Source organism: Pyxidicoccus fallax (genome assembly GCF_012933655.1).
In the GTDB taxonomy this organism is placed as follows: domain Bacteria; phylum Myxococcota; class Myxococcia; order Myxococcales; family Myxococcaceae; genus Myxococcus; species Myxococcus fallax.
In genome coordinates, this window is record NZ_JABBJJ010000219.1 from 1 (window position 1) to 21,626 (window position 21,626).

Below are 21,626 nucleotides of genomic sequence, written 5' to 3' on the forward strand. Positions count from 1 at the left end.
TNAGATGTGTATAAGGGACAGCGACGGGGTGGTGGATGAGGGAGAGCATCTCCGCCTCGCGCTCGAAGCGAGGGTCCAGCGGGTGCGTGGCCAGCTTGAGGGCGAAGGGCCCGGCGCCGGGGTTGCCGATGCGCTCGACCCGATAGACGGCGCCGTAGTTGCCCCGGCCCCGTCGCTCCAGCACGCGCCAGGAGCCGACTTCCGTACCCGGTGGAAGTGAGGCTGGCGCGAGGTCCTGCATTGCCCGTGGTGTGTCCATGAGAGCCGTCCCGATGTGGGGGCGGTCCGCTCCGCCCGAGCGGAGAGACTACCTCACCGGTGACCAAGTTGGTAACCTCCATGGTAGGTAGTATCTGGGCGTGGACCGGGGCTTTCGACCCTGGGGCTACCCGTGTGTCCGCTCGCTGGAGGACGGGCTCCTCGCGTGGGCGCCAGGGGGGACCCGTGAGATAGTTCCCCTCGCGTCAGCGGTGGCAAAGCCGCCGTGCGCGGGCACTCGGGAGGTGGGTGATGACGAATCGGGCGGAGCTGTTCGAGCAGCAGGGCTATCTCGTGCTGCCGGGGTTCGTCTCCGCGGCGGACTGTGACGCCTTGAAGGCCCGCGCCGAGGAGCTGGTGGCCGGCTTCCTGCCGGAGACCGTCTCCATCTTCACCACCCACGAGCAGACCCGCACGTCCGACGACTACTTCCTGTCCTCCGGCGACACCATCCGGTTCTTCTTCGAGGAGGGCGCCTTCCGGCCCGACGGCTCGCTGAAGCAGGACAAGGCGCTGTCCATCAACAAGATAGGCCACGCGCTCCACGACCTGGACCCGCGCTTCGACCGGTTCTCCCGCACGCCCCAGCTGGCCGCGCTCGCCTCGGAGCTGGGGATGCAGAGGCCCCTGCTGCTCCAGTCCATGTACATCTTCAAGCAGCCCCACATCGGCGGCGAGGTGAACTCGCACCAGGACTCCACGTTCCTCTACACGGAGCCCACCACCTGCCTCGGCTTCTGGTTCGCCCTGGAGGACGCGACGCTGGAGAACGGCTGCCTGTGGGCCCTGCCCGGCGGACACACGCTGGGCCTGAAGAAGCGCTTCGTCCGCGCCGAGGGCGGCGGCACCACCTTCCGCGTGCTCGACTCCACGCCCGTGCCCGAGGACCGCATGGTGCCCCTGGAGGTGGCGAAGGGGACGCTCGTGGTGCTCCATGGGCTGCTGCCCCACCGCAGCGGTCCCAACACCTCACCGAAGAGCCGCCACGCCTACTCGCTGCACCTCATCGACGGCACCGCCACCTACCCCGAGGACAACTGGCTGCGCCGCGCGCCCTCGATGCCGCCGCGCGGCTTCTCCTGAAGCCTGAAGCCCGCGTCAGCGGTGCAGGGTGATGGTGCGCGCGCCACTCTTCGCGTCCCGCGTGTGGTGGACGATGAAGGCGGAGACGGGCAGCTCGGGCATCGCCTCGCGCAGCCTCGCGAGGGCGGCCTCGGGCGTCGGCGCCTCGATGACGGCCAGCGTCGCGTGACCCGTCAGCGCCGACTGGAGGAGGAACGCCAGCTCCTCCGGGGTGCGCACCTCGTCGGCCAGGACGACGTCGGGGTCCTGTCTCAGGAAGGCCCGGAGCGTCCCCAGCATGCCCGCCTCGCCCGGGCGGGTCATGCCGATGCGCGAGTCGAGCGCCCTCGGTTCGTCCAGCACGGCGAGCCCCCTCACGTTGTCGGGAAGCGCCTCCATCGCCGCGTGCAGCGTGGTGGTCCGCCCCGAGCCCCGCTCGCCACTGAAGAGGACCGGCTGGCCGTTGAACAGCGCGCTCAACTCGAAGAAGAGCTCGTCCAGGGAGACCGCGTCCTCCGTGCTCATGGGCAACTCCCGGAACGACGGGAAGGCCGCGCGCGTCCGCCGGTCCCTCGCGACGGCGGTGACCCACGTGCCCAGCGCGCCATCCGCGAAGTGGACCCGGAAGTCGATGTCGGGGTCGGACGCGCCGAGCGGGAAGGGCACGCCACCGCGCTCGGGCCGCCGGCTGTCGGCGCCCCGGTTCGCGAGCGAGGAGATGGCCTCGCCCAGCGGACGGTACAGGTCCAGCTCGGAGCGCACGCGCACCGCCTCCCGCTGCGTGCCGAGCAGACCCCGCGCTCCCGCCTCATCCGGGACGGAGAAGAACAGCGAGATGCCGGAAGCGACCCCACCCGTCTCCTCCTCCTCGGCCCAGACCGAGAAGAGCGTGGCCCCCGCCTGCCCGGCGATGGAGAAGAGGGCCGCCGCGCCATCGTCCAGCGTCACCGGCGATGGCGGCGGCTCCGGCACCCGGCGTCCGGCCTCGGCGAGCGCGTCGAGCAGGCGGGTGATGACTCCGGCGATGGGGGCGGGGGATTCACTCAAGGAGAAGGACTCCCGTGGGGTGTGCCTCCCACTCTCGCACAAGCTCCCCGAGCGGCCAGCCCTCCTGTCAGGGCCGAGCGCGGGCTTCGTCGGGGTGGCATCCTTCGGTGTCGGGAGTCCCTGTCATGTCCAGCCGCGAGCTCATCGTCCTCGGTTCCGCCAGCCAGGTGCCCACGCGCCACCGGAACCACAATGCGTACTTCCTCCGGTGGGACGAGGAGGGAATCCTGTTCGACCCCGGTGAGGGCACCCAGCGGCAGATGACGCTCGCGGGCCTGTCCGCCACCCAGGTCACCCGCGTGTGCATCACCCACTTCCATGGAGACCACGCGCTCGGGCTGCCCGGCATCATCCAGCGTCTGTCATTGGACCGCGCGAAGCACCCGGTGGAAATCCATTACCCCGCCTCCGGGCAGGCCTTCTTCGAGCGCCTGCGCCACGCCACCATCTTCATGGACGCGGCGACCATCGTCCCGCGCCCCATCTCCGAGGATGGCGTGCTCGCGGAGACGAAGGGCTTCAAGCTGTCCGCCGCGAAGCTGGAGCATGCCGTGGACACCTACGGCTTCCGGCTGGAGGAGCACGCGCGCGTCCAGCTCATCCCCAGCCGGCTCGCGGAGGCTGGCATCTCCGGACCGCTGACCGGGGAGCTGCTCCGCAAGGGCACGGTGGAAGTCGGAGGCCGCACGGTGCGCGTGGAGGAGGTGGGCGAGACGCGCCCGGGGCAGGCGTTCGCCTTCGTCATGGACACGCGGCCGTGCGCGGGAGCCGCCCGGCTGGCCCAGGGCGTGGACCTGCTGGTGTGCGAGTCGACGTACCTCGACACCGAGCGGCGCGAGGCGCACGACCACTTCCACATGACGGCGCTCCAGGCCGCGGAGCTGGCCCGGGAGGCGCGCGCCCGCCGGCTGGTCCTCACGCACTTCTCCCAGCGCTACGAGGACACCACCCCCTTCCTCGACGAGGCCCGCCCCCTGGTGGCGGACGTCGTCGCCGCGAAGGACCTGGACCGCATCGAGGTCCCCCGCCGCTCGCGGCCAGCCTGAAGCGATGGGCCGGGGAGCCGCCCGCTCCCCTGCCCGCCGTGCTCCAGCGTCCGTCCGGGGCCGCACTCGGAGTGTCATTTTCCTGGAATCTGGAATCCCAAGAGGAGGCCGCCCTGGAGGGCAGGGTTCCTGTTCGGGAGCAACGTTTCGTGGGGGCTCCAACCTGGGGCTGGCCGACAAAGTCCCCTTCAAGTGGTGGGGGGTCCTGGCACCGGGCGCGTCGCCGGCCCATGATGGCGACCCTTGAGATGGCACACGTCCCAGCTTCGCGTTCCAGGCGCCATGCCGCTCGTGGGGTTCCACGGCGGGGGGCCGGGCCGCGTGTTATCTCTGGCGTTGCCGTGCCGGGTCGGGGAGAGTCCGCCGCAGGCCACCCCTCCTTCCAGCCGAACGGGTCCTCGGAGGCGCTCCTGCGTACGCAGGGCTGCCTGCCAGTCACGGAACACGGAAGGGGTGGGCTGCCTTACATCCTCGTCCGGCACCTTGTTGTACCGGAGTGGCAGGTCGCACCTTTGAGGCGGCCAGCCTGAAACCCATTTCGAAGGAGCTTCACCATCATTCGCGAACAGAGAAGCAGCCGCGGCGGGAGCCGCGACCAGAGAACCAACCGCCGCATCCGTGCCCGCGAGGTCCGCGTTGTGGGGTCCGACGGCGGGCAGCTCGGGGTCATGCCGTTGGAGGCAGCCCTCGAGATGGCTCGTGCCGAGGGGCTCGACCTGGTCGAGATCAGCCCCATGGCCAGTCCACCGGTCTGCAAGATCATGGACTACGGCAAGTTCAAGTACGAGGAGAAGAAGAAGGCCTCGGAAGCGAAGCGTGCCCAGGTCACGGTCCTGCTCAAGGAAGTGAAGCTCCGTCCGAAGACGGAGGAGCACGACTACGAGTTCAAGGTCCGCAACACCCGGCGGTTCATCGAGGACGGGAACAAGGCGAAGGTCGTCATCCAGTTCCGCGGGCGTGAAATCACGCACAAGGAGCAGGGCACGGCCATCCTCGAGGACGTCGCGAAGGACCTGAAGGAAGTGGCCGTCGTGGAGCAGCCGCCCCGCATGGAAGGGCGTCTGATGTTCATGATTCTCGCGCCCACGCCGAAGATCGCCCAGCGCGCCCGTGAGCAGGCCCGCCAGGCCGCCATGGCCAAGCGTGACAAGGGTGAGAAGGGCGAGAAGGAGGCCGAGGCCAAGCCCGAGGCCAAGCCCGAGGCCAAGCCCCCCGCCGCCGCCGCCGCTCCCGCCCAGAAGCAGGGCGAGGCCCGGGACGGAAAGCCGGCCGGCGAGCCCCAGCCCGCCACGACCTGATTCGAGGCTGCCGCCACGCGGTGGAGTCCTTCCACCGCGTGTGGCGGCACTCACTGGACGCGCTTGACGTACGCCTTCGGGGCGCACGCTTGGAGCCGCTTCAGCGCGGCCTCGGCGCCCTCGCGTGATGGCAGGAAGTTCGCCACCACCCACTTGTCAGGCGTGAGCCGCGGGAAGTCGTTCGTCTCCACCACCAGCAACGCCGAGTCCTTGCAGCGCTCCTGGAGCGGCCTCTCCGCCTCGCGGGCCTCGGACAGCGAGTCCTCCGCGCGGAGGAAGACGCCCCAGGCTTCGGCCGGCCTCTCCACCACCTTCTTCCGTCCCGCGTCCCAGCGCACCTCGGTGAGGGCCCAGGTGTCCGCGGAGTCCTCCCCGCCATACAAGCCCGTGTCGAGCGTCTTCGAGAAGAGGAGCCGGCCGTCGTGGAGCTCCACGCTGGAGTAGGAGGGGCCCATCCCTTCGTCCCCCTCCCAGGCCCGGGTGACGCCCTCCGCGTGCGGGACGAACAGGGCGTGCTGGCGGTGCACGTGGTCGAAGCCCTTCTGGAGGGTGATGAGGAGCGCCGTCGGCCCTCCCGCGAGGTCCACGGCCCGGAGCCGGAGCTCCGTGGAGGTTCCCTCCTCGCCGCCGGACCAGTCCCACCTGGGCGCATCGGACCTCTCGGGCGATCCGGCCTTCGCCACGTCACACGGGAGCGTGTCCCAGTCCTCGGACAGCGTCGCCGTGCGCTTCGCGTCGCCCCGGCGGACGCGCAGCGCGCGCTCGCCCTTCTTGCAGGGGAGCGCCACGGCCTCGATGGGCGGTTCGCCCCCCGCCGAGCCCAGCACCAGCTCCTGGGATTTCTCCGGCGCGGCCCCGGTGAGCAGCACGGTGGTGGCGAGGAGGAAGGCGCGCGAGCGTCGGCGCATCAGCCTGGGGACATGGAGCATGGACATGGACGTCCGTCCCTCCGTGGGAAGCGTTCCACGGAGTATGCGCGGACTTCCCGTCTCGCAGAAGAGGCCCGGCCACGGGTGTCCGGCGCGCCTTCAGTGGCCCTCCAGGGGCTTCGGACGCGGCAGTGTGGGCGGACGGAAACCCCGTAGCCGGCCCACCGCCGCGAGCACCTCCAGCACCGCGCTCACGAGGAAGCGGGGGCGCTGGGCCAGCCGGATGGTGTCGCGGTAGGTGCTGAGCAGCACGGCCACTGCGAGCGGATTGGGGATGCCCTTGCGATTGGCGGCGTCCAGCCCCGCGAACCACTCCCGCGTGCGCCCGGCGGGCCGGGTGCTCCATGTCACGTGAGTGGGCGTGTCGCCCGGGTTCCACAGCTGGTGCACGGCGCCGCGTGGAATGTCGAGTCTGTCCCCCGCGTGCAGCGTGTGCGTCTTTCCATCCACCACCGCGCGCAGGGCGCCGACGATGACCTCGAAGTGCTCGTCCTGCGCCGGGTGGAAGTGGGGCGGAGGTGGCGAGCCCTGGGGCGCGTACTCGGCCTCCACGACGAGCGCGGCGGGAGAGTGCTCGCGCACCGTCACGTACTCGGAGCGGGTGAGGCAGTAGCTGGTGGCCATGGCTGGGCTCCCTCCGACAGGGTGCGTGTCACCATGAAGGTGCGGGCCCTGGCCGCCGCGGTCAGGCACCGTTCAGGAGCAGGGCCGCTCTGTCCGCCTGGCGCGAGGCGCCCTCCCGCCTCCGGGGTGGGTCCTCCCGCACCTGATTTCCTCGCGTGGTCCGCCGCGGACCCGGGCCTGGCTTGCGTCCCCGGGTAACGCAGATGCGTTCCTCGCGGACGCATCCAGAGCGGCCTCCTCCCGCTTGCCCCATCGGGCATGGGGCTGTTGGTTGGCTGGCACATAACTCGCTTGAAGCCCGCTCGTTCGCGGGACGCCGTGCCGACCGAAGGGGGGGCCATGGTCAGGCGTGTTCTGGAAGCGAAGCTGCGTACGGGGTGGTGCGTGGTGGGGCTCGGGCTCGGCGTGGGCATGGCGGGTTCCGCAGTGGCGGCTCCCGCGCCCGGGCCGAAGGAGCGCGCCGAGCTGCTGCGGGTGCACGGGGGCTGGGCGGATCGCGCCAGGGCCTTGAGCGCGGTGGCCAGGCCTGACAGAGCGACGCTGCGAGGTCATCGCGCGAGATGCTGGGGGATTGGCGAGGCGCTTCCCAGCGTGCTGGCGGCCGACATCGACTCGAACCAGCAGGCGCTCGATGCCAGCTTCAACCGGCTGAAGGAGTTGCTGGCACTTCCCGCGGCCACGGGCGCGCCGCTTCTGCGGGAGGACCCAGCCGTCGCGCAGCAACGAGCGGAGCTGCTGAAAACCCTCGATGCGCTGGAGCGCCGGCAACTCATGCTGGAAACGGAGGTGCTGCAGCCCCGCCCTGTCTCGTCCGCGCTCGTGTCCGAGGTCATCAGCAACATCAGCAACAGGGCACGCCGCAAGGACTGTCGTGAGTGGATGAAGGGGTGGAATGCGGAACTCGTGGAAGCCGCGAAGTTCCGTCCCCCAGAGGACTCCCTGGCGGCTCAGGTGGACGAGCGGATCCGCTGGGACTTCCTCGACCGCGCCGCGGACGGTGAGGTCTTCAACGCCAACAACGCAGGACTGCCGAGCGCCCTGACCGAGGAAGCCGGCATGACCGAGAGGCTGGGCGGGCCGGACTCACTCGCGGTCTCGTTGGCCTGGGCGTTGGGCTCCATGGAGGAGACGGCCGGGCTGCGGGGCATCTTCACCTTCAATCCGACCTTCACGCTCCGGGAGCGCCCTCCCCCGGATTCGCGCGAAGAAAAACGGACGCCCTTCATCCGGCTCGAGCTGCCGGTGACCACCACCCTGACGGATGACCCACCTCCCGCCGAGGGAGAGCCCCAGGGTCGCCTCCGACGCTACGCGCTCGTCCTGGGATACGACCTCCGGGACTTCAGGGACCCTCGCCGCTGGAAGCGGCTGGAGTGTCTGGAGGGAGTGGAAGCCCTCGTTCCATTGCTGGGGCTCCCAACACAGGCCAGCATCACCTCGCTCGCCACGCGCCGGCGGCCCTTCTATGCCCGTTGCGTGGAGGAGGGAGCCAATGCTCTACGCATGGGGTTTCGCGGAAGCGCCCAGTTGCTGACCGTGGATGCGCCGGCAGGCGACGCCGTGCGGGCCGGGCCGGTCGCGCTTGCCTTCATCATGGAGCCGAATCGGCACTTCGCCGGGCAGTTCACCTGGAGGCAGGTGAACTGGCCTCGGTTCCATCACGAATTCGTGCTCTCGGCGCACCTGGGCACCGGACTGCCCCGGCCCGCCTTCGGAACGGACAGCCTCGTGCGCCTGGGGCTCGACGCCAGCCTGACCTTCAGCGACAGAAGAAGTGAGGAGCACCGCGCCCAGTGGCTGGTGGCGCCGTCGCTGCTCGTGCGCGTCACGCCCTATGTCTTCGCGACCGTGTCCATGGGCTACCTCCGCGGCTTCAGCGAGTCCGGGATGATGACGAACCTCGCGCTGACGTTGGACGCGGACCCTGCCCTGACCTACCGCGTTCCCCCGCCGTCCCTCTGAAGACAGACCGCGTCGCCCGGAGGATTCCTTCCATGTCGAATCCGCGAAACCTCGCATTGGCTCTTGTGGTCGGCGTCGGTGTCTCGCTGCTCCCCGCCGCGTGCTCGGTGGTGTCCGGACAGGACAACTTCGTCTGCGGCGTCCGGGTCGAGGGGGATGCCGTGGCCCGCTGTGATGCCCCCAACGAGCGCTGCATCTGCACGGACAAGCGCTGCGCCATGCCTGAGCCGGAGAAGTGTCCGGACTCCGGCTGGCGCTACTCCTTCCCGAGCGAGGACGCGGGGGATGGGCCGGAGTGCGTGTCCTCCGAGGCCGCGAACAACTATGTGCTGGCCAACTCCAGTGAGCCGCTGTGTCCCGGCGAGCGCGAGGCGGAGCAGGGGTGCGGGGTGCTCGGAACGGATGGCAATCCGCTGCGCTGCGGGGGCGCCAACACGTTCTGCCTGTGCTCGGCCCGCCGCTGTGCCGAGCCCGCCCTCGAGTGCGCCGACGCGGGATTCCCAGCGCGCTTCGTGACCTCCCGCGTGTGCGTGGGCGAGGTGCCGCAAGACGCGGGCAGCGTGCGCGAGCGGCCCGACGGTACGTGCTTCGGCGCCCGGGTGGAGGACCTCTTCCCGGATGCGGGTACGGGCGCCGACGCGGGCACGAGCGCCGACGCAGGCACGAGCGCCGACGCGGGCGAACCCCCGGATGCGGGAGTCGACGCGGGAGTCACGTCGGATGCTGGCTGAGGACCACTCCACACGCTCAGGACGGAGATGTCACATGAATCCCTCGCGTTCGCTCATCCTGGCGGTCCTGCTCCTCGGGGCCACGCATGCCACGGCGCAGGACACTTCGGCGGGGCCGACCTGGTACTACCAGGAGAGCTCCGCAACGCCCCCTCAGTACACGGTGCCCGCGGGGTACTCCGTGTGCCCGGACGGCCATACCGCCGCGAGCCGGGTGAATGACCAGACGTTCACGGTGGCCCCCATGGGCGCTGACGGTCGGAAGCTCAGCGTCCTGGTGGGCGCCACCTGCAAGGCGGGAGACCCGGCACAGAGCGTCCGGCTCGTCATCCTGCCCGGCTTCTCCAGTGCGGTGACGGGGGCCGTGAGCGCTTACTATGTCGAGCCCGGCGGCGCGGGCCCGGGGCAGTTCCTGCTCACCTTCGATGGACTGTCTGTCAGCGCTCCCGAGGTTCAGAAGCTCTGGGCGCTGCGGCCGCTCAACTTCTCCGCCGGTCAGGGGGAGTGGACGACCGCGACCCTGGGTGGCTCGGTGGCATACCGCTTCGAGGGCTCGGTGGAAGCGCTTCCCACCAACCTCGACGTGGGTCTCGTGCCAGCCGGTGCCCCCGCTGGCGCCAGGGTCCTGGATACCGCGGGACAGCCCGTGACGCTCGCTCGATACACCTTCGACAAGTGGCGATTTGCGGAGTCGGACCTGAAGTCCACCATCCGGGTCAGCGGGGCCCATGCGGGGCCCAGCAAGGTGACCTGGGAGATACCCGCCCCCCTGCTGCGCCTGACCCGGTCTCCCACGACAGCGGAGAAGGGGGCGGCGCCATGTCATCCCGGGGCCAGGTGCCTGGCCTCACCGGGCGCGGTGGGCGCCGTCACCTGGACCGTGTCGGCGGCAGATCTCGCTGCAGCCACGCGCTTCTTCCTCCTGCTGGAGAACAACCGCGTCTACGTGGGGAATAGCTCCCAGTCGAGCCTGAGTGTGGAGGTGATGAGGGACGAGTGCAGCTATGAGGTCGTTCCGCTCACGCCGCTCTTCGCTGGGTTTCGTGACACTCGCCTCTACCTCCGCCTCATCGGCTACAAGGATGACCGGGTCGAGCCTTCCTGCATCGACCCGAACACGTTCAGACGGTGGCTCGTGCAGGCCTCTGGCTTCGAGGTGAGCACGGGGCAATCGCTGGAGGGATTCAGCCTGTCGCGCGGCGCGCTCACGGGGCTGAAGGTAGGGGCGCTGCCGTCCGATGTGCTGGTGCTACCCATCGCCAGGGTCCTGGCGGACGCGGGAGGGCAGGCCACGCTCAGGCTGGCCTTCGCCGACGACTCCTCCAACACCCGCGACATCAAGCTCCGCCGGGGGGCCTTTCCCATCCAGCTGGCGGTCACCACACCTCCTCCGTTCGCGGGCCCCGTGCGCGTCGAGGTGCGCGAGCCCCATGACAGGAAGAGCAGCGCCCCGTGGCAGGATTGGGAACTCATCGGGACGGGGCTCAAGGACCTGGCCGTGGGACGCAACAACCTCCTCTTCTTCGAGGCCGCGGACCTGGACGCCTGGCGGTTGCAGCTCCTGTCGCTCCACGTCAGGCCATGCGAAGGCGAGGTCTGGCAGTCCACGAACCCCCAGCTCAAGGGAGTCGCGGGCGTGTTCTGCGTGGTTCCCCAGCGGGAGACGGATGACACCCTGGCCTTCCGCGCGTTCTACAGGCCCTCGGCGAAGGATTCCCTGTCAGTGCTGGCGGACCTGCCAACGGAGGTGACCGTGGACTTCGGCTACCAGGAGGTCAAGACGACCCTGCGCTCCAAGCCACAGCGCCACGCGCTCGACCTCAAGGAGCGTGTCTCGGTGCGCTGTGAGAATACCCGCGCCGGCGTGGCCGAGCGGTCCGTCACCAGCCTCGCCCCGGAGTATCAGCCGAATGCCGTCGTCGTCTCCGCGTTCTCGGGGCCACGGGCCGTGCCCGCCGAGGACCTGGACCACTGCAAGGTCATCGTCTCCCTGCGGCGCAACGGCATCGGCGAGGCCCCCGAGGACAAGGGCCCCCTCGAGCTGAGGACCGAGGCGCTGGAGCTGCTGCGGGCCGTGGGGGAGCAGTCCCTCAGCATCTCCGCCGAGATCCTTCCGAAGAAGCAGGAGGACAAACCGTCGAACCTCTTCTCGAAGACCCTGAAGCTCCGCAACCGGGACGACCTCGAGGTGGTCAATGGCACGGTCGAGGTACCCATCCTCTTGCAGAAGAGCGGCAGCATCAAACTCGAGGACTACTCGGTGGTCCGAGTCTCCGTGAAGCATACCTCCGAGGGGGACTACGTCGCGGGCGACGACTCGTTCCCGACCTCCCATATGGACGCGGACCTGCGCCGGATGCCCGAATACTTCGCGGGGCGCATCGTCCGGGGCGTCGGTCCACGGGCGTTCTTCACCATCGAGATTCCCACGGGCCTCGTGCGCTGGCCGGGGTCGGGGTACGAGGCCACCAGCTCGACCTCTCACAGGAGGCTGGAGGCCGCGGTGTTCGGCATCGGGGCGCTGGCCGTGCTGGAGGCCTACGACTTCGACAACGCGAAGCAGTTCCTCGCATTCAACCCCCAGCTCCACGCGGGCGTGCTGCTGTCCACCGTTCCCAAGGCAGGCATCCCGCCGCCCCGCCTGTCGCTGGTGACGGGTCTGGCCGTACGGTTCCCCAGCAGCATCAAGCTGCCGGCCAGCATCGAGTCCGGCCTGGCCACCGTCTTCTGGGTGGAGTGGGGGAACCGGGCGCGCGGCAACTGGGAGCCGGCCTTCCTCTTCGGCTTCTCCGTCAACGTGGGCAGCTTCCCCAACTGACGGGGAGCCTCCAGCAGGCAGACGACCTCAGCGCCGACCCTCGGCCGCCTCCTGGAATTCCAGCCGGTTGCCGAACGGGTCGGCGCTATGGAAGCGCCGCACCTCAGGCACGGAGTCGTCCCAGGCCACGGGATGCCCCGCCGCCCGGAGCGCCTCCCCGAGGCTGTCCAGCGTCGCCACGCGGAAGGCCGGGTGGGCCTTCTTCGCCGGGAGGAATGGTTCCTCCACGCCGAGGTGCACCCCGCGTCCGTCCGAGAGTTCGAACCAGAGGCCTCCACGCTTCGCCAGCTCCGGCGGCTTGGGCACCTCCCGCAGACCGAGCAGCTCGCCGTAGAAGACCCGCGCCTGGGGCTCCTGGCCTCGGGGCATGGCGAGCTGGACGTGATCCAATCCCTGAATCATGGCCGTTCCTCCCCTGGGCTGAGTCTGCCCCGACTCCCCGCGTGGTTGTAGTGCCACGCCCCGTGACGCCCTCGCGGCCCGCCGCCCGCGCTTCGTGGGGGTCCCAACCACGTCCTCCCTCCCGAGTCGCCCCGGGATGCGACTGGCAGGCGACTTGAAAAGAAGCCTCGGGCTGAACGAGTCTGTCCGCCCGCCGACGCTCCAGCGGAACTCCTCCCCACAAGGACGCGCGATGCTTCCCGTCATCCTCGCCGTGCTCCTGGCGCAGACCGCGCCCGGCAACCCGCGCCAGCAGGGCGTGCCCATCGGCAAGGGCAAGACGCTGCCCACCGTCCGCCTCTCCGCGCCTTCCGGCGGCTGGACGGTGGACCGGATGATGCTCGTCGAGGGCACCATCAGCGACACCACCATCGACCCGGTGGTCGTCTCCATCAACGGAGACCGCTACCTCATGCGCACCTACGGCGGGCGCTTCAGCCGCAAGTTCCCCGCCGCCAGCGGGAAGAACATCGTCACGGTGATGGCCACCAACCAGGCCGGCACCGCGCGCGCCCAGGCCACCAGCTACGCGCAGATTCCGCCCGTCCCCTTCAAGGTCGTCCTCACCAGCGACACCGACGGCGTCTACACCGACCTGCACATCTACGAGCCCACCGACACCAGCGAGGCCGGTGACCAGCTCAACGTGTCCGCCATGGCCCACGTCTACTGGGCCGACACCGCGAGCCCCTCCGGCGGCACCTTCTTCCTCAACGAGCAGGGCGGTGACTTCGACCAGCCCGCCTACGGCCCGTACCTCTACATCCACCGCGCCCCGCCCAAGGGCGTGTACCTCGTGGCCACCAACTACTGGCCCAGCGGCGACAAGGCCCACACCGTGGCCACCCTCAACCTCGCCCTCTTCGAGGGCACGCCCAACGAAATCCGCCGCATGGTGCGCATCCCCCTGGCCACGCCCGGCACCACCCGCGTGCTGGCCTGGGTGAACGTGCTCGGCGACGGGCAGGCCGAGGTCTACGTCCCCGCGCAGGACCCCAAGCCCAAGCACCCGGACTGGCCCAAGAACCTGGCCGAGGCCCTCAAGGAGCTGCAGACCAGCGGCGCCGAGGGCGAGGGCGGCTGAAAAGCGCGTCCCCACGCGGCGCACCCCACACCCCCATGCTCGCCCTGTCCCTGCTCCTGCTGTTGGAAGCCTCCGCGCCCGTGGCGCCCGCGCCCGAGACGCGGGACGTGCTGCTGCGGCGGCACGTGGCGCGGGTGGTGCTCGCGCAGGTGCGCAAGCAGGACGCCGCGTGGCACCCGGACCAGCGCGACTGCGCCGGCCTCATCCGCTTCGCCTTCCGCACCGCCTACAAGAACGTGGCCCCCGAGCGGCTCTCCACCCCGCTGTGGAAGGACGCGCGCGGCCGGCCCGCCGACTTCGCGGACGCGGAGACGCTCTTGATGCACAGCTTCCGCCCGCTGGGCCGCGACGACGCCACGCGCGAGTCGCTGCGCACCGGCGACGTGCTCGCCTTCCGCCAGGAGCATGACTCCGGCACCGTCTTCCACCTGATGCTGGTGGTGCGGCCGGAGGACCGGGCCCACGCGCCCGCGCGCGTCGTCTACCACCCGGGGGAGAAGGGCGCCGCGGTGCGCACCGGGCTCCTCAACAACCTTGCCACCGAGGCGCCGCTGGAGTGGCGCCCGGTGCCGAACAACGCCGGCTTCCTCGGCTTCTTCCGCTTCAAGGAGTGGATGCCATGACGTCTCCATCCAGCCCGCCCCCGGGCACGCCGCCTCCCGCGGCTCCGCCGCCCAAGGGTGGCGCGCCGAAGGCGCTGCTCATCGCGCTCGTCGCCGTGCTCGTCGTCGGAGCCTTCGTGGGGGCCTTCATCCTCGGCCGCCGCAGCGGGATGTCCGGCGGCGGTGGCGGCGCCCCGCTCGTCAGCGAGCGCCAGGGGCCGCCCAGCGCGGGCGCCGAGGTGGAGGGCCTGCCCGACGCGCAGGTGGCCACCATGGAGGTGCCCGGCAGCGCCGCGCCTCCGGCCATCTGGGTGGACGTGCATCACCCCGGCAAGGTGCGCGAGGCCATGGCAGGCAACGCGTGGCTGAAGGAGCAGCTCGGCAAGCCGCTGGGGCAGGGCTTCGTGGGCGGATGGGCCGCCTTCCTCGGCTCCACCGGCGAGGACCTCAAGGCCCAGTTCAAGGGCGCGGTGCTGGACCTCGTCGCCAACCAACTGTTGGACGCGCCCTTCCGCATGGTGTGGTTCGCCGGTGACGCGCGCGCGAGCACGCCCGCCGTCATCATCCCCAAGCCGGGCACCGCCTCCACCTCCGCCTTCGAGGCGCTGGACGGCGTGGCCAACCGCGGCGGCATGACGGCGTCGAGCTGCCCGGGCGGCACGGCCGGCACGTACGAGATGAAGCGCTGGCTGGTGGCGGAGCAGACGCTGTGGGCGGCGCGCATGGAGGACCGCCTGGTGCTCGCGCGTCACCCGGTGGCGGTGCTCCACGGCCTGTGCGCGGAGCTGCCCGAGCTGGAGGCCCCGGGCACCGTGGACGTGGAGCTGGGCTATGACTCGGAGGCGTACGGCCGCGAGGTGCAGCTGCTGTCGCACGTGCTGGGGCTGGCTCCGGGCACGCGGCTCCAGTTCGGCGTGGAGGGCAACAAGCTGGTGGGCCGCGGCATCGCCGGCCCGCTCCTGGAGGGCGCCGCGCGCCTGGACTCGGCGCCGCTGTCCGATGACCTGCTGAAGCTGGTGCCGGAGGAGACGCCGGTGCTGCTGGCCGTGCAGCTCAAGCTGCCCGAGTCGCTGGGCGAGGGCTCGCTGAACGACTACTGGAAGGGGGGCGGCGGCAAGGGGGCGACGCGCACGCGGCAGGTGGCGCTGGTGTGGACGCCGCGCGGGGACTCGGCGCTGCCGGTGGAGATGGCGGTGCTGTGGAACCGCACGGAGGACGAGGGCGCGCTGAAGGGGCTCTTCTCCGGCGGCTACAACCGGCTGGTGACGGGCACCTTCTGCAACCACGTGGTGATGGCGTCCAGCGACGCGGAGCTGGAGCGGCTGCGCAAGGCGTGCGAGGGCAAGACGCCCAACATGCTCAACGCGGCGGGCCCGGTGGTGGCGGGGCTGCGCGCGCCCACGTCGGTGGCCTTTGGTGTGAACACGGGACGGCTGCTCAGCGGCCTCACGATGGACGGCTTCCTGTCCGAGTCCCGCGTGGGGCGCAACGCGCCGATACCGAAGTCGGTGCCCCCTGAAATCGAAGCGGCGCGGCGCGACCTGGAGTCGCTGCCGTACCTGGGCCTGCGCGGCACCGTGCAGGGCGATTCGCTGGTTCCTGGAGGTTTCGGGTCATGAAGACCGTTGCTCGTCTCGCGGCGCTGGCCGCGTTGGTGCTGTCCGGCGTGGCCGCGGCCAAGCCCCTCTACATCACCGTGCCGCGCTCCTACGGCAGCCAGGAGCCGGTGGCGGTGGACGTGGCCTTCGAGGACAAGGGCCCCGTGGAGCTGCGCGTCCTCAAGCCCGACAGCGTGGATGCCTTCATCCGCGCGCAGGGCGACCTGCGGCGCGCGTACCAGACGCCGCCCACGCTGAAGAACCCGGGCCGCGCGCTCAGCCGCGGCCTCAACGCAGTGAATGCGCCGGGCATGTGGCTGCTCGACACGCTCAACCCCAGCTTCCGTCAGGTGGTGGGCGACTCGCTGCCCAAGCCGCCGGAGGTGCCGGGCTCGGGCGAGCCGCTGGCCAAGGTGGCCGAAGGGCCGGAGCGGCTGGTGGGCGTGCCCCAGGGCTTCACCGTGGCGCGCAGCCAGTGGCTCAACCTGGACCTGGGCGGCGCGGACCGCGAGTTCAACGTCCCCGGCTTCAACACGTCGGGCGAGAGCAGCGGCTTCCAGGAGCGCCGCGTGGTGCTCGCGCCGCTGCCGGCCGGCACCTACGTCCTCCAGCTCGTGCAGGGGCGCGTCGAGGGGCAGGTGGTGCTCGTCGTCAGTGATTTGACGGTGCAGCTCAAGCAGACGGATGGCCAGGTGCTGGTGCGCGTGGCGGGCCGGGACCAGAAGCCCGCCGTGGGCGCGGACGTGCAGGTGTACCTGCCCAAGGGCAAGGGCCCGGCGGGGAAGACGGACAAGAAGGGCGAGGTGACGCTGGAGGTGTCCGAGCCGCGCATCATCGCCACCGCGTCGGTGGGCGGTGACACGGCGATTGTCGACACGGACTTCTACTCCACGCTGGCGGTGGCGCCGGACGTGTTCATCTACAGCGACCGGCCCATCTACAAGCCGGGCAACGAGGTGAAGTACCGCGGCCTCGTGCGCCAGCCGGACACGTTCCTCGCGCGCCTCTTCACGCCGAAGAAGCGCGAGGTGACGGTGAAGCTGACGTCGCAGGAGGGCCGCGCCATCACCGCCCGCGCCGCGGTGGACGAGTTCGGCGCCTTCAACGGCACGCTCAAGGTGCCGGACGACCTGGGCACCGGCGTGCTGCGCGTGGAGGCCGAGGTGGACGGCCAGCCGCACCAGGGCGAGGCCCGCGTGCAGGACTACGTGAAGCCCACCTTCTACCTGGAGGTGGAGCCCGCGTCCGAAACGGTGGTGCCCGGCCAGACGCTGCGCGTGAAGGTGCGCGCCCGCCGCTACGCCGGTGGCGTCCCCGAGGGCGCGAAGTACGAGGTGTTCCTCTACCGCAGCCTGCTGGACGCGCCCGCGTGGGTGGATGACGCCGGCAAGGGCGGCGCGGGCAGCGCGGTGACGTACGGCTCGGCCTCCAGCACGGAAGGGAAGCTGAGCGTCCCCGAGCGCCTCTACTCGTCCGTGGCCGCGCGCGACGCCACCGAGGACCCGTGGTCCAGCGCGAGCGAGTTCGACGCGAATGGCGAGGCGGACATCGAGGTGGCCGTGCCGGCGCTGGCCGCGGGCGAGGAGCGGATTCCGTACCGCTACTCGCTCACCATCCGCGCGCGCGACGACCAGGAGACCTTCGCCAACTCCACCACCGCCTTCTTCCTGTCGAAGGTGGAGGTGATGGGCGTGGCGCGGTACTCGGACGCGGTGGTGGCCAAGGGCGGCGAGGCGATGCTGGCCGTGCGCGCCACCACGCTGTCCGGCAAGCCCTACGGCGTCACGCAGGGCGAGGTGGAGTTCGTGTCCCGCAAGGCGGACGGCGAGGAGCGGAGCCTCGGCAAGCGCTCGTTCACCACGGCGGCGGACGGCACGCACCGCGAGAAGGTGCCCACCTCCGAGGTGGGCGCGGTGCTGGCGCGCGTCGTCGTGAAGGACAAGAAGGGCGAGACGTGGCAGGGCGAGGAGTCGCTGCTCGTCATCGGCGGCGCGGACGAGCCGGTGGCGCAGGTGCCCAACCTCACGCTGGCCTCGCTGTCCGGCATTCTGGAGCCGGGCGACACCGCGCGGCTGGTGGCGCTGATGCCGGACGGCTGGGGCTCCGGCGGCCGCGACGCGGGCCCGGTGTGGGTGACGCTGTCCGGCGCCAACCTCTATGACACGCAGGTGGTGGAGCTGAAGGGCCGCACGCTGGTGCACAGCTTCAACGTGGAGAAGCGCTTCGGCAGCGCGGTGTACGCCTCCGTCGCGTACCCCACGGCCACGGGGCGCTGGGAGGAGCGCACGGTGGCCTTCCGCGTGGTGCCTCGCGAGCGCACCCTCACCGTGGAGGTGCAGCCCGCCCGCGCCGAGGCCGCGCCGCTCACCGAGCAGTCGTTGGATTTGCGCGTCGTGGACCACGAGGGCCGCGGCGTGGTGGCGCAGGTGTCCGTGGGCGTGGTGGACAAGGCCGTCTACGCCATCCAGAGCGAGTTCCGCCCGAAGGTGCTCGACTTCTTCTACCCGCCGGCGCGCAACAACGTGTCCAACTTCTACTCCGCCGAGTTCCAGGGCTACGGCTACGGCGAGCAGCTGGCGCGGAAGATGGCGGGGCTGCCGGACCATGCCTTCGCCTCCATCAAGCCGCCCAGCCGTCAGGCGAAGGACCTGGAGAAGGACACCGCGTACTGGACGCCGGGCGTGGTGACGGACCGGGACGGCCGCGCGACGGTGCGCTTCACGCTGCCGTCCAACCAGACGCTGTGGGTGGTGACGGCGGTGGCGGCGGACACGTCCGGCCGCTTCGGCGAGGGCACCTCCGAGTTCGCCACGCGCGGCGGCCTCAACCTCTACGCCGCGCTGCCGCAGTTCCTCCGCGAGGGTGACGAGGCGCTCGCCTCGGTGCGCCTGTCCGCGGGCGAGAAGTCCCCGGGCAGCCAGCTGCTGGACGTGAAGCTGGCGTCGGCGGGCTCGCTGAAGGCGGACCAGACGCAGCACAAGGTGGAGCTGGCCAAGGGCGGCGAGCAGGTGCTGCCGGTGACGCTGAAGGCGGGCGCCACGGGCGCCGCGCAGCTCGCGGTGGACGTGACGGGTGGCAAGGACCCGCTGAAGGACCGCAAGCTGTTCCAGGTGGAGCCGGCGGCGGTGGAGGACTCGGTGAAGGTGAGCGCCTGGGGCGGCGGCACGCTGCAGGTGCCCGCGGCGCCCGAGGCGAAGCTGGCGAGCGTGGAGCTGGTGCTCCAGCCGTCCATCGTGGACGCGGCGCTCACCAACGTGCGCGAGCTGCTCACGTACCCGTACGGCTGCCTGGAGCAGCTCGTGTCCACCACGGTGCCCAACGTGGCGGTGTACCAGGTGCTCCAGTCGGCGGGCGCGCTGGCGAAGCTGGACACGGACACGCAGGCGCTGCTGGCCGAGGCGCGCAGCCGCTCGGTGCAGGGCACCGCGCGCATCCTCAACCTGTCCGTGAAGGGCGGCGGCTTCACCTGGTTCGGCGGCTACGACACGCCGAGCCTGCCGCTCACCCTCATCGCCCTGGACGGCCTGGCCTACGCGGCCGAGGCGGGCCTCGTGGACCGCGCGGACCCGCGCCTCACCGAGAGCGCCCGCTGGCTGGAGGCGCAGGAGGGGCTGCCGCCCGAGTACGAGGCCACCCGCGCCTACGTGCTGGCGCGCCTGGAAGGGCCGAAGCAGGCGGCCCGCGTGCGCGCGCTGGTGGAGAACGCGGAGGCCGGTGATTTGTACCCGCTGGCGCTGGCGGTGCTCGCGGCGGAGAAGGCCGGCGTCATGAAGGAGCCTGCGCTCCAGGCGCGCATCAACTCGCTGGTGAACAAGAGCGCGCAGGGCTTCGCCACGCTGGCGGCGTACAAGCCGGGCCAGGAGCCGGAGCTGAACGAGGCGTTCTTCCGCTTCCCGCTGCGGCGCGTGGGCATGACGGCCATCGCCGCGCACGCCGCGTCCTTCGGCACGCTGGACGTCACCCGGGCGCGCCGGCGGATTCTGGAGATGCTGTCCGAGCCGGACCTGTCCACCTTCGACCGGAGCACGGCGCTGCTGCACTCGCTGTGGCTGCTGGAGCGCGACGCGAAGGCGTTCAAGGGCATGACGCCTCCGGCGGTGAAGGGCGTGAAGGGCGACGTGAAGTTCGCGCCGCGCGGCATGGGACTCGTGGCGGTGCTGGAGCCGGGCACGCGCTCGGTGGACGTGGACGGCTTCGACGGCGTGGCCACGCTCCAGGCGCGAACGCTCACCCCGCTGCCGGCGGTGCAGGCGAAGGCGGAGGGCATGTCCATCTCGCGCAGCTACTACGTGCTGCGCGAGGGCGGGAAGGTGAAGCTGGAGGCGGGCGAGGCCGTGTCCCAGGGCGAGGAGGTCTACGTGGAGCTGACGCTGGACGCGCGCGGGAACAACCGCATGCGCTCGGCGTACTACGTGGTGGAGGACGCGGTGCCGGCGGGCTTCGTGCCGCTGCAGGAGGACAAGGTGTTCCGCGGTCCTCCGCACTCGCTGCTCCTGGCTCCCGAGGCGCTGCGCCGCCGCGTGCTGGACCCGGAGCGGGCCACGTTCTTCTTCGAGGAGCCGGCGTGGTGGAGCGACAGCCCGCGCACGGTGGGCTACGTGCTGCGCGCGCAGTTCCCGGGCACCTTCTCCGCGCCTCCGGCGCGCATCGAGGACATGTACGCCGCCAGCATCCACGGGCGGACGGCCGCGGACTCGCTGAAGGTGGTGCCCTCGAAGAAGGGGACGGGTGACCTGTAGTCCATGATGTGGGCCGCCACGGTGGCCGCGCTGCTGGCGGCCACTCCCAGCTTCGTCACCTGGGGTGACGTGACTCCGGAAGCGGAGCTTCGCCGCGAGGCGGAGTCCGCCTGGAGTGCGCTGGAGGCCCGCTACGTGGCGGAGGCGGGCGGTGCTCCGGCGAAGGCGCCGGGCAACATCCTCCTCCGGCGCGGCGTGGCCCTGCCTCCCGAGCGCAACGCGCAGGGACGGCCGGGCTACGTGGAGTTGCGGCAGAACACGCCCGGTGTGCTGGACGAGCGGCTGCGCGTGGCGCTGCGGCACGAGCTGGCGCATCAGCTCCTGTGGTGGGCGTGTCCGCAGGCCAGTGAGGACCGGCTCTTCCACGAGGCCTTCTCGGTGGCGGTGAGCGGCGAGCTGGCGGCGTGGAAGGAGGCGCCATACCAGTCGCTGTCACGCGCGGCGGTGGAGGTGGCGTCGGCGCCGGCGGTGGACACGCCGAGGGCGCGGAGGGCGCTGGCGCGGATTCTCGGTGAGTCGGTGGGATTTCCACAGGCGCTGTCGCGCCGGCTTCGCCAGTGTCAGGACGGGGCGCGGTGGGTGGTGCCGATGTCCATCGACGAGCTGGCGGAGGTGGAGGTTCGCGCGGCGGGGCCGGCGACGGTGGTGCTGAGCCGGCACTCGGGCGAGGTGCTGCTGTCGGAAGGGGACGTGCGGCGGGCGCTGCCGTATGGCTCGGTGCTGAAGCCCTTCGTGTACGCGGCGGGGGCGCCAGGCGCGCATCCGGTGCTGCCTGCTCGCGCGGGCGTGCAGGAGTGGGCCTGTGGGCCGGGGCTGCCGTCGAAGGTGGATGCGCGGACGGGGCTGCTGCGCTCGTGCAACGGGTACTTCCTGGACTGGGAAGCGAAGGGTGGGGCGCCGAAGGGGTTCGGCGCGTGGGAGGGCGTGCTGGAGGCGGTGGGGCTGACGGGGAAGCCGGCGGACATGGCGGATGTGATTGGACTGCGGTCCAGGCTGGCGCTGTCGCCGTGGGGCGTGGCGCAGGCGTACCGGCTGCTGGGGGAGGCGCGGCCGGACGTGCTGGCGGTGATGGCGGACAACGCGGCGCGGGGGACGCTGGCGGAGCTGCCCGCGTCGAAGGCGCTGGCGGGTGTGTCGACGAAGACGGGCACCGTGCGGGATGCCGCGAGCCGGCCGCAGTTCGGATGGATTGCGGCGGTGGACGCGGACCTGGTGGTGGTGGCGGTGCGGCCGGGGAAGATGCCGCGCCACTTCGCGAGCGAGGTCGCGAGCGCGATGGCGCGGGCACGGCAGCAGGCGGGGCTGGAGGCGGCGCGGGTGCAGGTGCTGGGGCTGGTGCCCGTGAATGACGTGGAGGCGCAGTGTCCGGGCGTGGGGTTCTCGGTGG

General features: G+C 71.1%; 14 protein-coding genes and 2 pseudogenes. 11 read left to right on the top strand and 5 right to left on the bottom strand.

Going from position 1 to position 21,626, the window contains the following annotated elements:
• Nucleotides 1-241 (bottom strand): annotated as a pseudogene (locus HG543_RS34900) (serine/threonine protein kinase); the annotation flags it as partial.
• A 269-nt stretch (nt 242-510) separates the two neighbouring features.
• Here HG543_RS34900 and HG543_RS34905 point away from each other — a divergent pair.
• Entirely contained in the window at nt 511-1,341 is an 831-nt protein-coding gene (locus tag HG543_RS34905; protein WP_169349245.1) for a phytanoyl-CoA dioxygenase family protein, read from the top strand.
• A gap of 15 nt (nt 1,342-1,356) precedes the next feature.
• On the opposite strand, the gene HG543_RS34910 is transcribed toward HG543_RS34905, so the two are convergent.
• Complete coding sequence (locus HG543_RS34910) at nt 1,357-2,367, bottom strand: ATPase, T2SS/T4P/T4SS family (RefSeq protein ID WP_169349246.1); 1,011 nt, start codon at nt 2,365-2,367, stop codon at nt 1,357-1,359.
• 125 nt (nt 2,368-2,492) lie between these two features.
• On the opposite strand from HG543_RS34910, the gene HG543_RS34915 reads away from it, so the two are divergent.
• Together HG543_RS34915 and infC are read left to right on the top strand one after the other, a co-directional pair.
• Complete coding sequence (locus HG543_RS34915; RefSeq protein ID WP_169349247.1) at nt 2,493-3,413, top strand: ribonuclease Z; 921 nt, start codon at nt 2,493-2,495, stop codon at nt 3,411-3,413.
• Nucleotides 3,414-3,967: 554 nt separating this feature from the next.
• Nucleotides 3,968-4,711, top strand: a complete 744-nt coding sequence (gene infC, locus HG543_RS34920; RefSeq protein WP_169349258.1) for a translation initiation factor IF-3 — start codon at nt 3,968-3,970, stop codon at nt 4,709-4,711.
• 50 nt (nt 4,712-4,761) lie between these two features.
• Here the strand turns inward: infC and HG543_RS34925 are convergent, their stop codons facing one another.
• Nucleotides 4,762-5,646, bottom strand: coding sequence for a hypothetical protein (locus tag HG543_RS34925; RefSeq protein ID WP_169349248.1), 885 nt, complete (start codon nt 5,644-5,646; stop codon nt 4,762-4,764).
• A gap of 93 nt (nt 5,647-5,739) precedes the next feature.
• On the bottom strand, nt 5,740-6,264 hold the full coding sequence (locus HG543_RS34930; protein ID WP_169349249.1) for a cupin domain-containing protein: 525 nt from the start codon (nt 6,262-6,264) through the stop codon (nt 5,740-5,742).
• Nucleotides 6,265-6,603: 339 nt separating this feature from the next.
• On the opposite strand from HG543_RS34930, the gene HG543_RS34935 reads away from it, so the two are divergent.
• The 3 genes from HG543_RS34935 to HG543_RS34945 are packed head-to-tail and all read left to right on the top strand — an operon-like array spanning nt 6,604 to nt 11,775.
• Nucleotides 6,604-8,226 (top strand): hypothetical protein, encoded by a 1,623-nt coding sequence (locus tag HG543_RS34935; RefSeq protein ID WP_169349250.1) that lies wholly within the window; start codon nt 6,604-6,606, stop codon nt 8,224-8,226.
• A gap of 32 nt (nt 8,227-8,258) precedes the next feature.
• Entirely contained in the window at nt 8,259-8,957 is a 699-nt protein-coding gene (locus tag HG543_RS34940; protein ID WP_169349251.1) for a hypothetical protein, read from the top strand.
• A gap of 34 nt (nt 8,958-8,991) precedes the next feature.
• Nucleotides 8,992-11,775, top strand: a complete 2,784-nt coding sequence (locus HG543_RS34945; RefSeq protein WP_169349252.1) for a hypothetical protein — start codon at nt 8,992-8,994, stop codon at nt 11,773-11,775.
• A gap of 27 nt (nt 11,776-11,802) precedes the next feature.
• On the opposite strand, the gene HG543_RS34950 is transcribed toward HG543_RS34945, so the two are convergent.
• Complete coding sequence (locus HG543_RS34950) at nt 11,803-12,177, bottom strand: VOC family protein (protein ID WP_169349253.1); 375 nt, start codon at nt 12,175-12,177, stop codon at nt 11,803-11,805.
• A gap of 232 nt (nt 12,178-12,409) precedes the next feature.
• Between HG543_RS34950 and HG543_RS34955 the strand changes: the two genes are divergently transcribed.
• The 5 genes and pseudogenes from HG543_RS34955 to HG543_RS34975 all read left to right on the top strand — a co-directional run.
• On the top strand, nt 12,410-13,300 hold the full coding sequence (locus HG543_RS34955) for a DUF2135 domain-containing protein (RefSeq protein WP_169349254.1): 891 nt from the start codon (nt 12,410-12,412) through the stop codon (nt 13,298-13,300).
• Between the two features lie 35 nt (nt 13,301-13,335).
• Nucleotides 13,336-13,923 (top strand): DUF1175 family protein, encoded by a 588-nt coding sequence (locus HG543_RS34960; RefSeq protein ID WP_169349255.1) that lies wholly within the window; start codon nt 13,336-13,338, stop codon nt 13,921-13,923.
• Nucleotides 13,920-15,521, top strand: a complete 1,602-nt coding sequence (locus HG543_RS34965; RefSeq protein ID WP_211194370.1) for a hypothetical protein — start codon at nt 13,920-13,922, stop codon at nt 15,519-15,521. Before HG543_RS34960 ends, HG543_RS34965 begins: the two co-directional genes overlap by 4 nt.
• Nucleotides 15,518-20,239: an alpha-2-macroglobulin family protein gene (locus HG543_RS34970; protein WP_169349257.1), complete on the top strand. Its 4,722-nt coding sequence runs from the start codon at nt 15,518-15,520 to the stop codon at nt 20,237-20,239. Before HG543_RS34965 ends, HG543_RS34970 begins: the two co-directional genes overlap by 4 nt.
• 3 nt (nt 20,240-20,242) lie before the next feature.
• A pseudogene (locus tag HG543_RS34975) lies at nt 20,243-21,626 on the top strand (hypothetical protein); the annotation flags it as partial.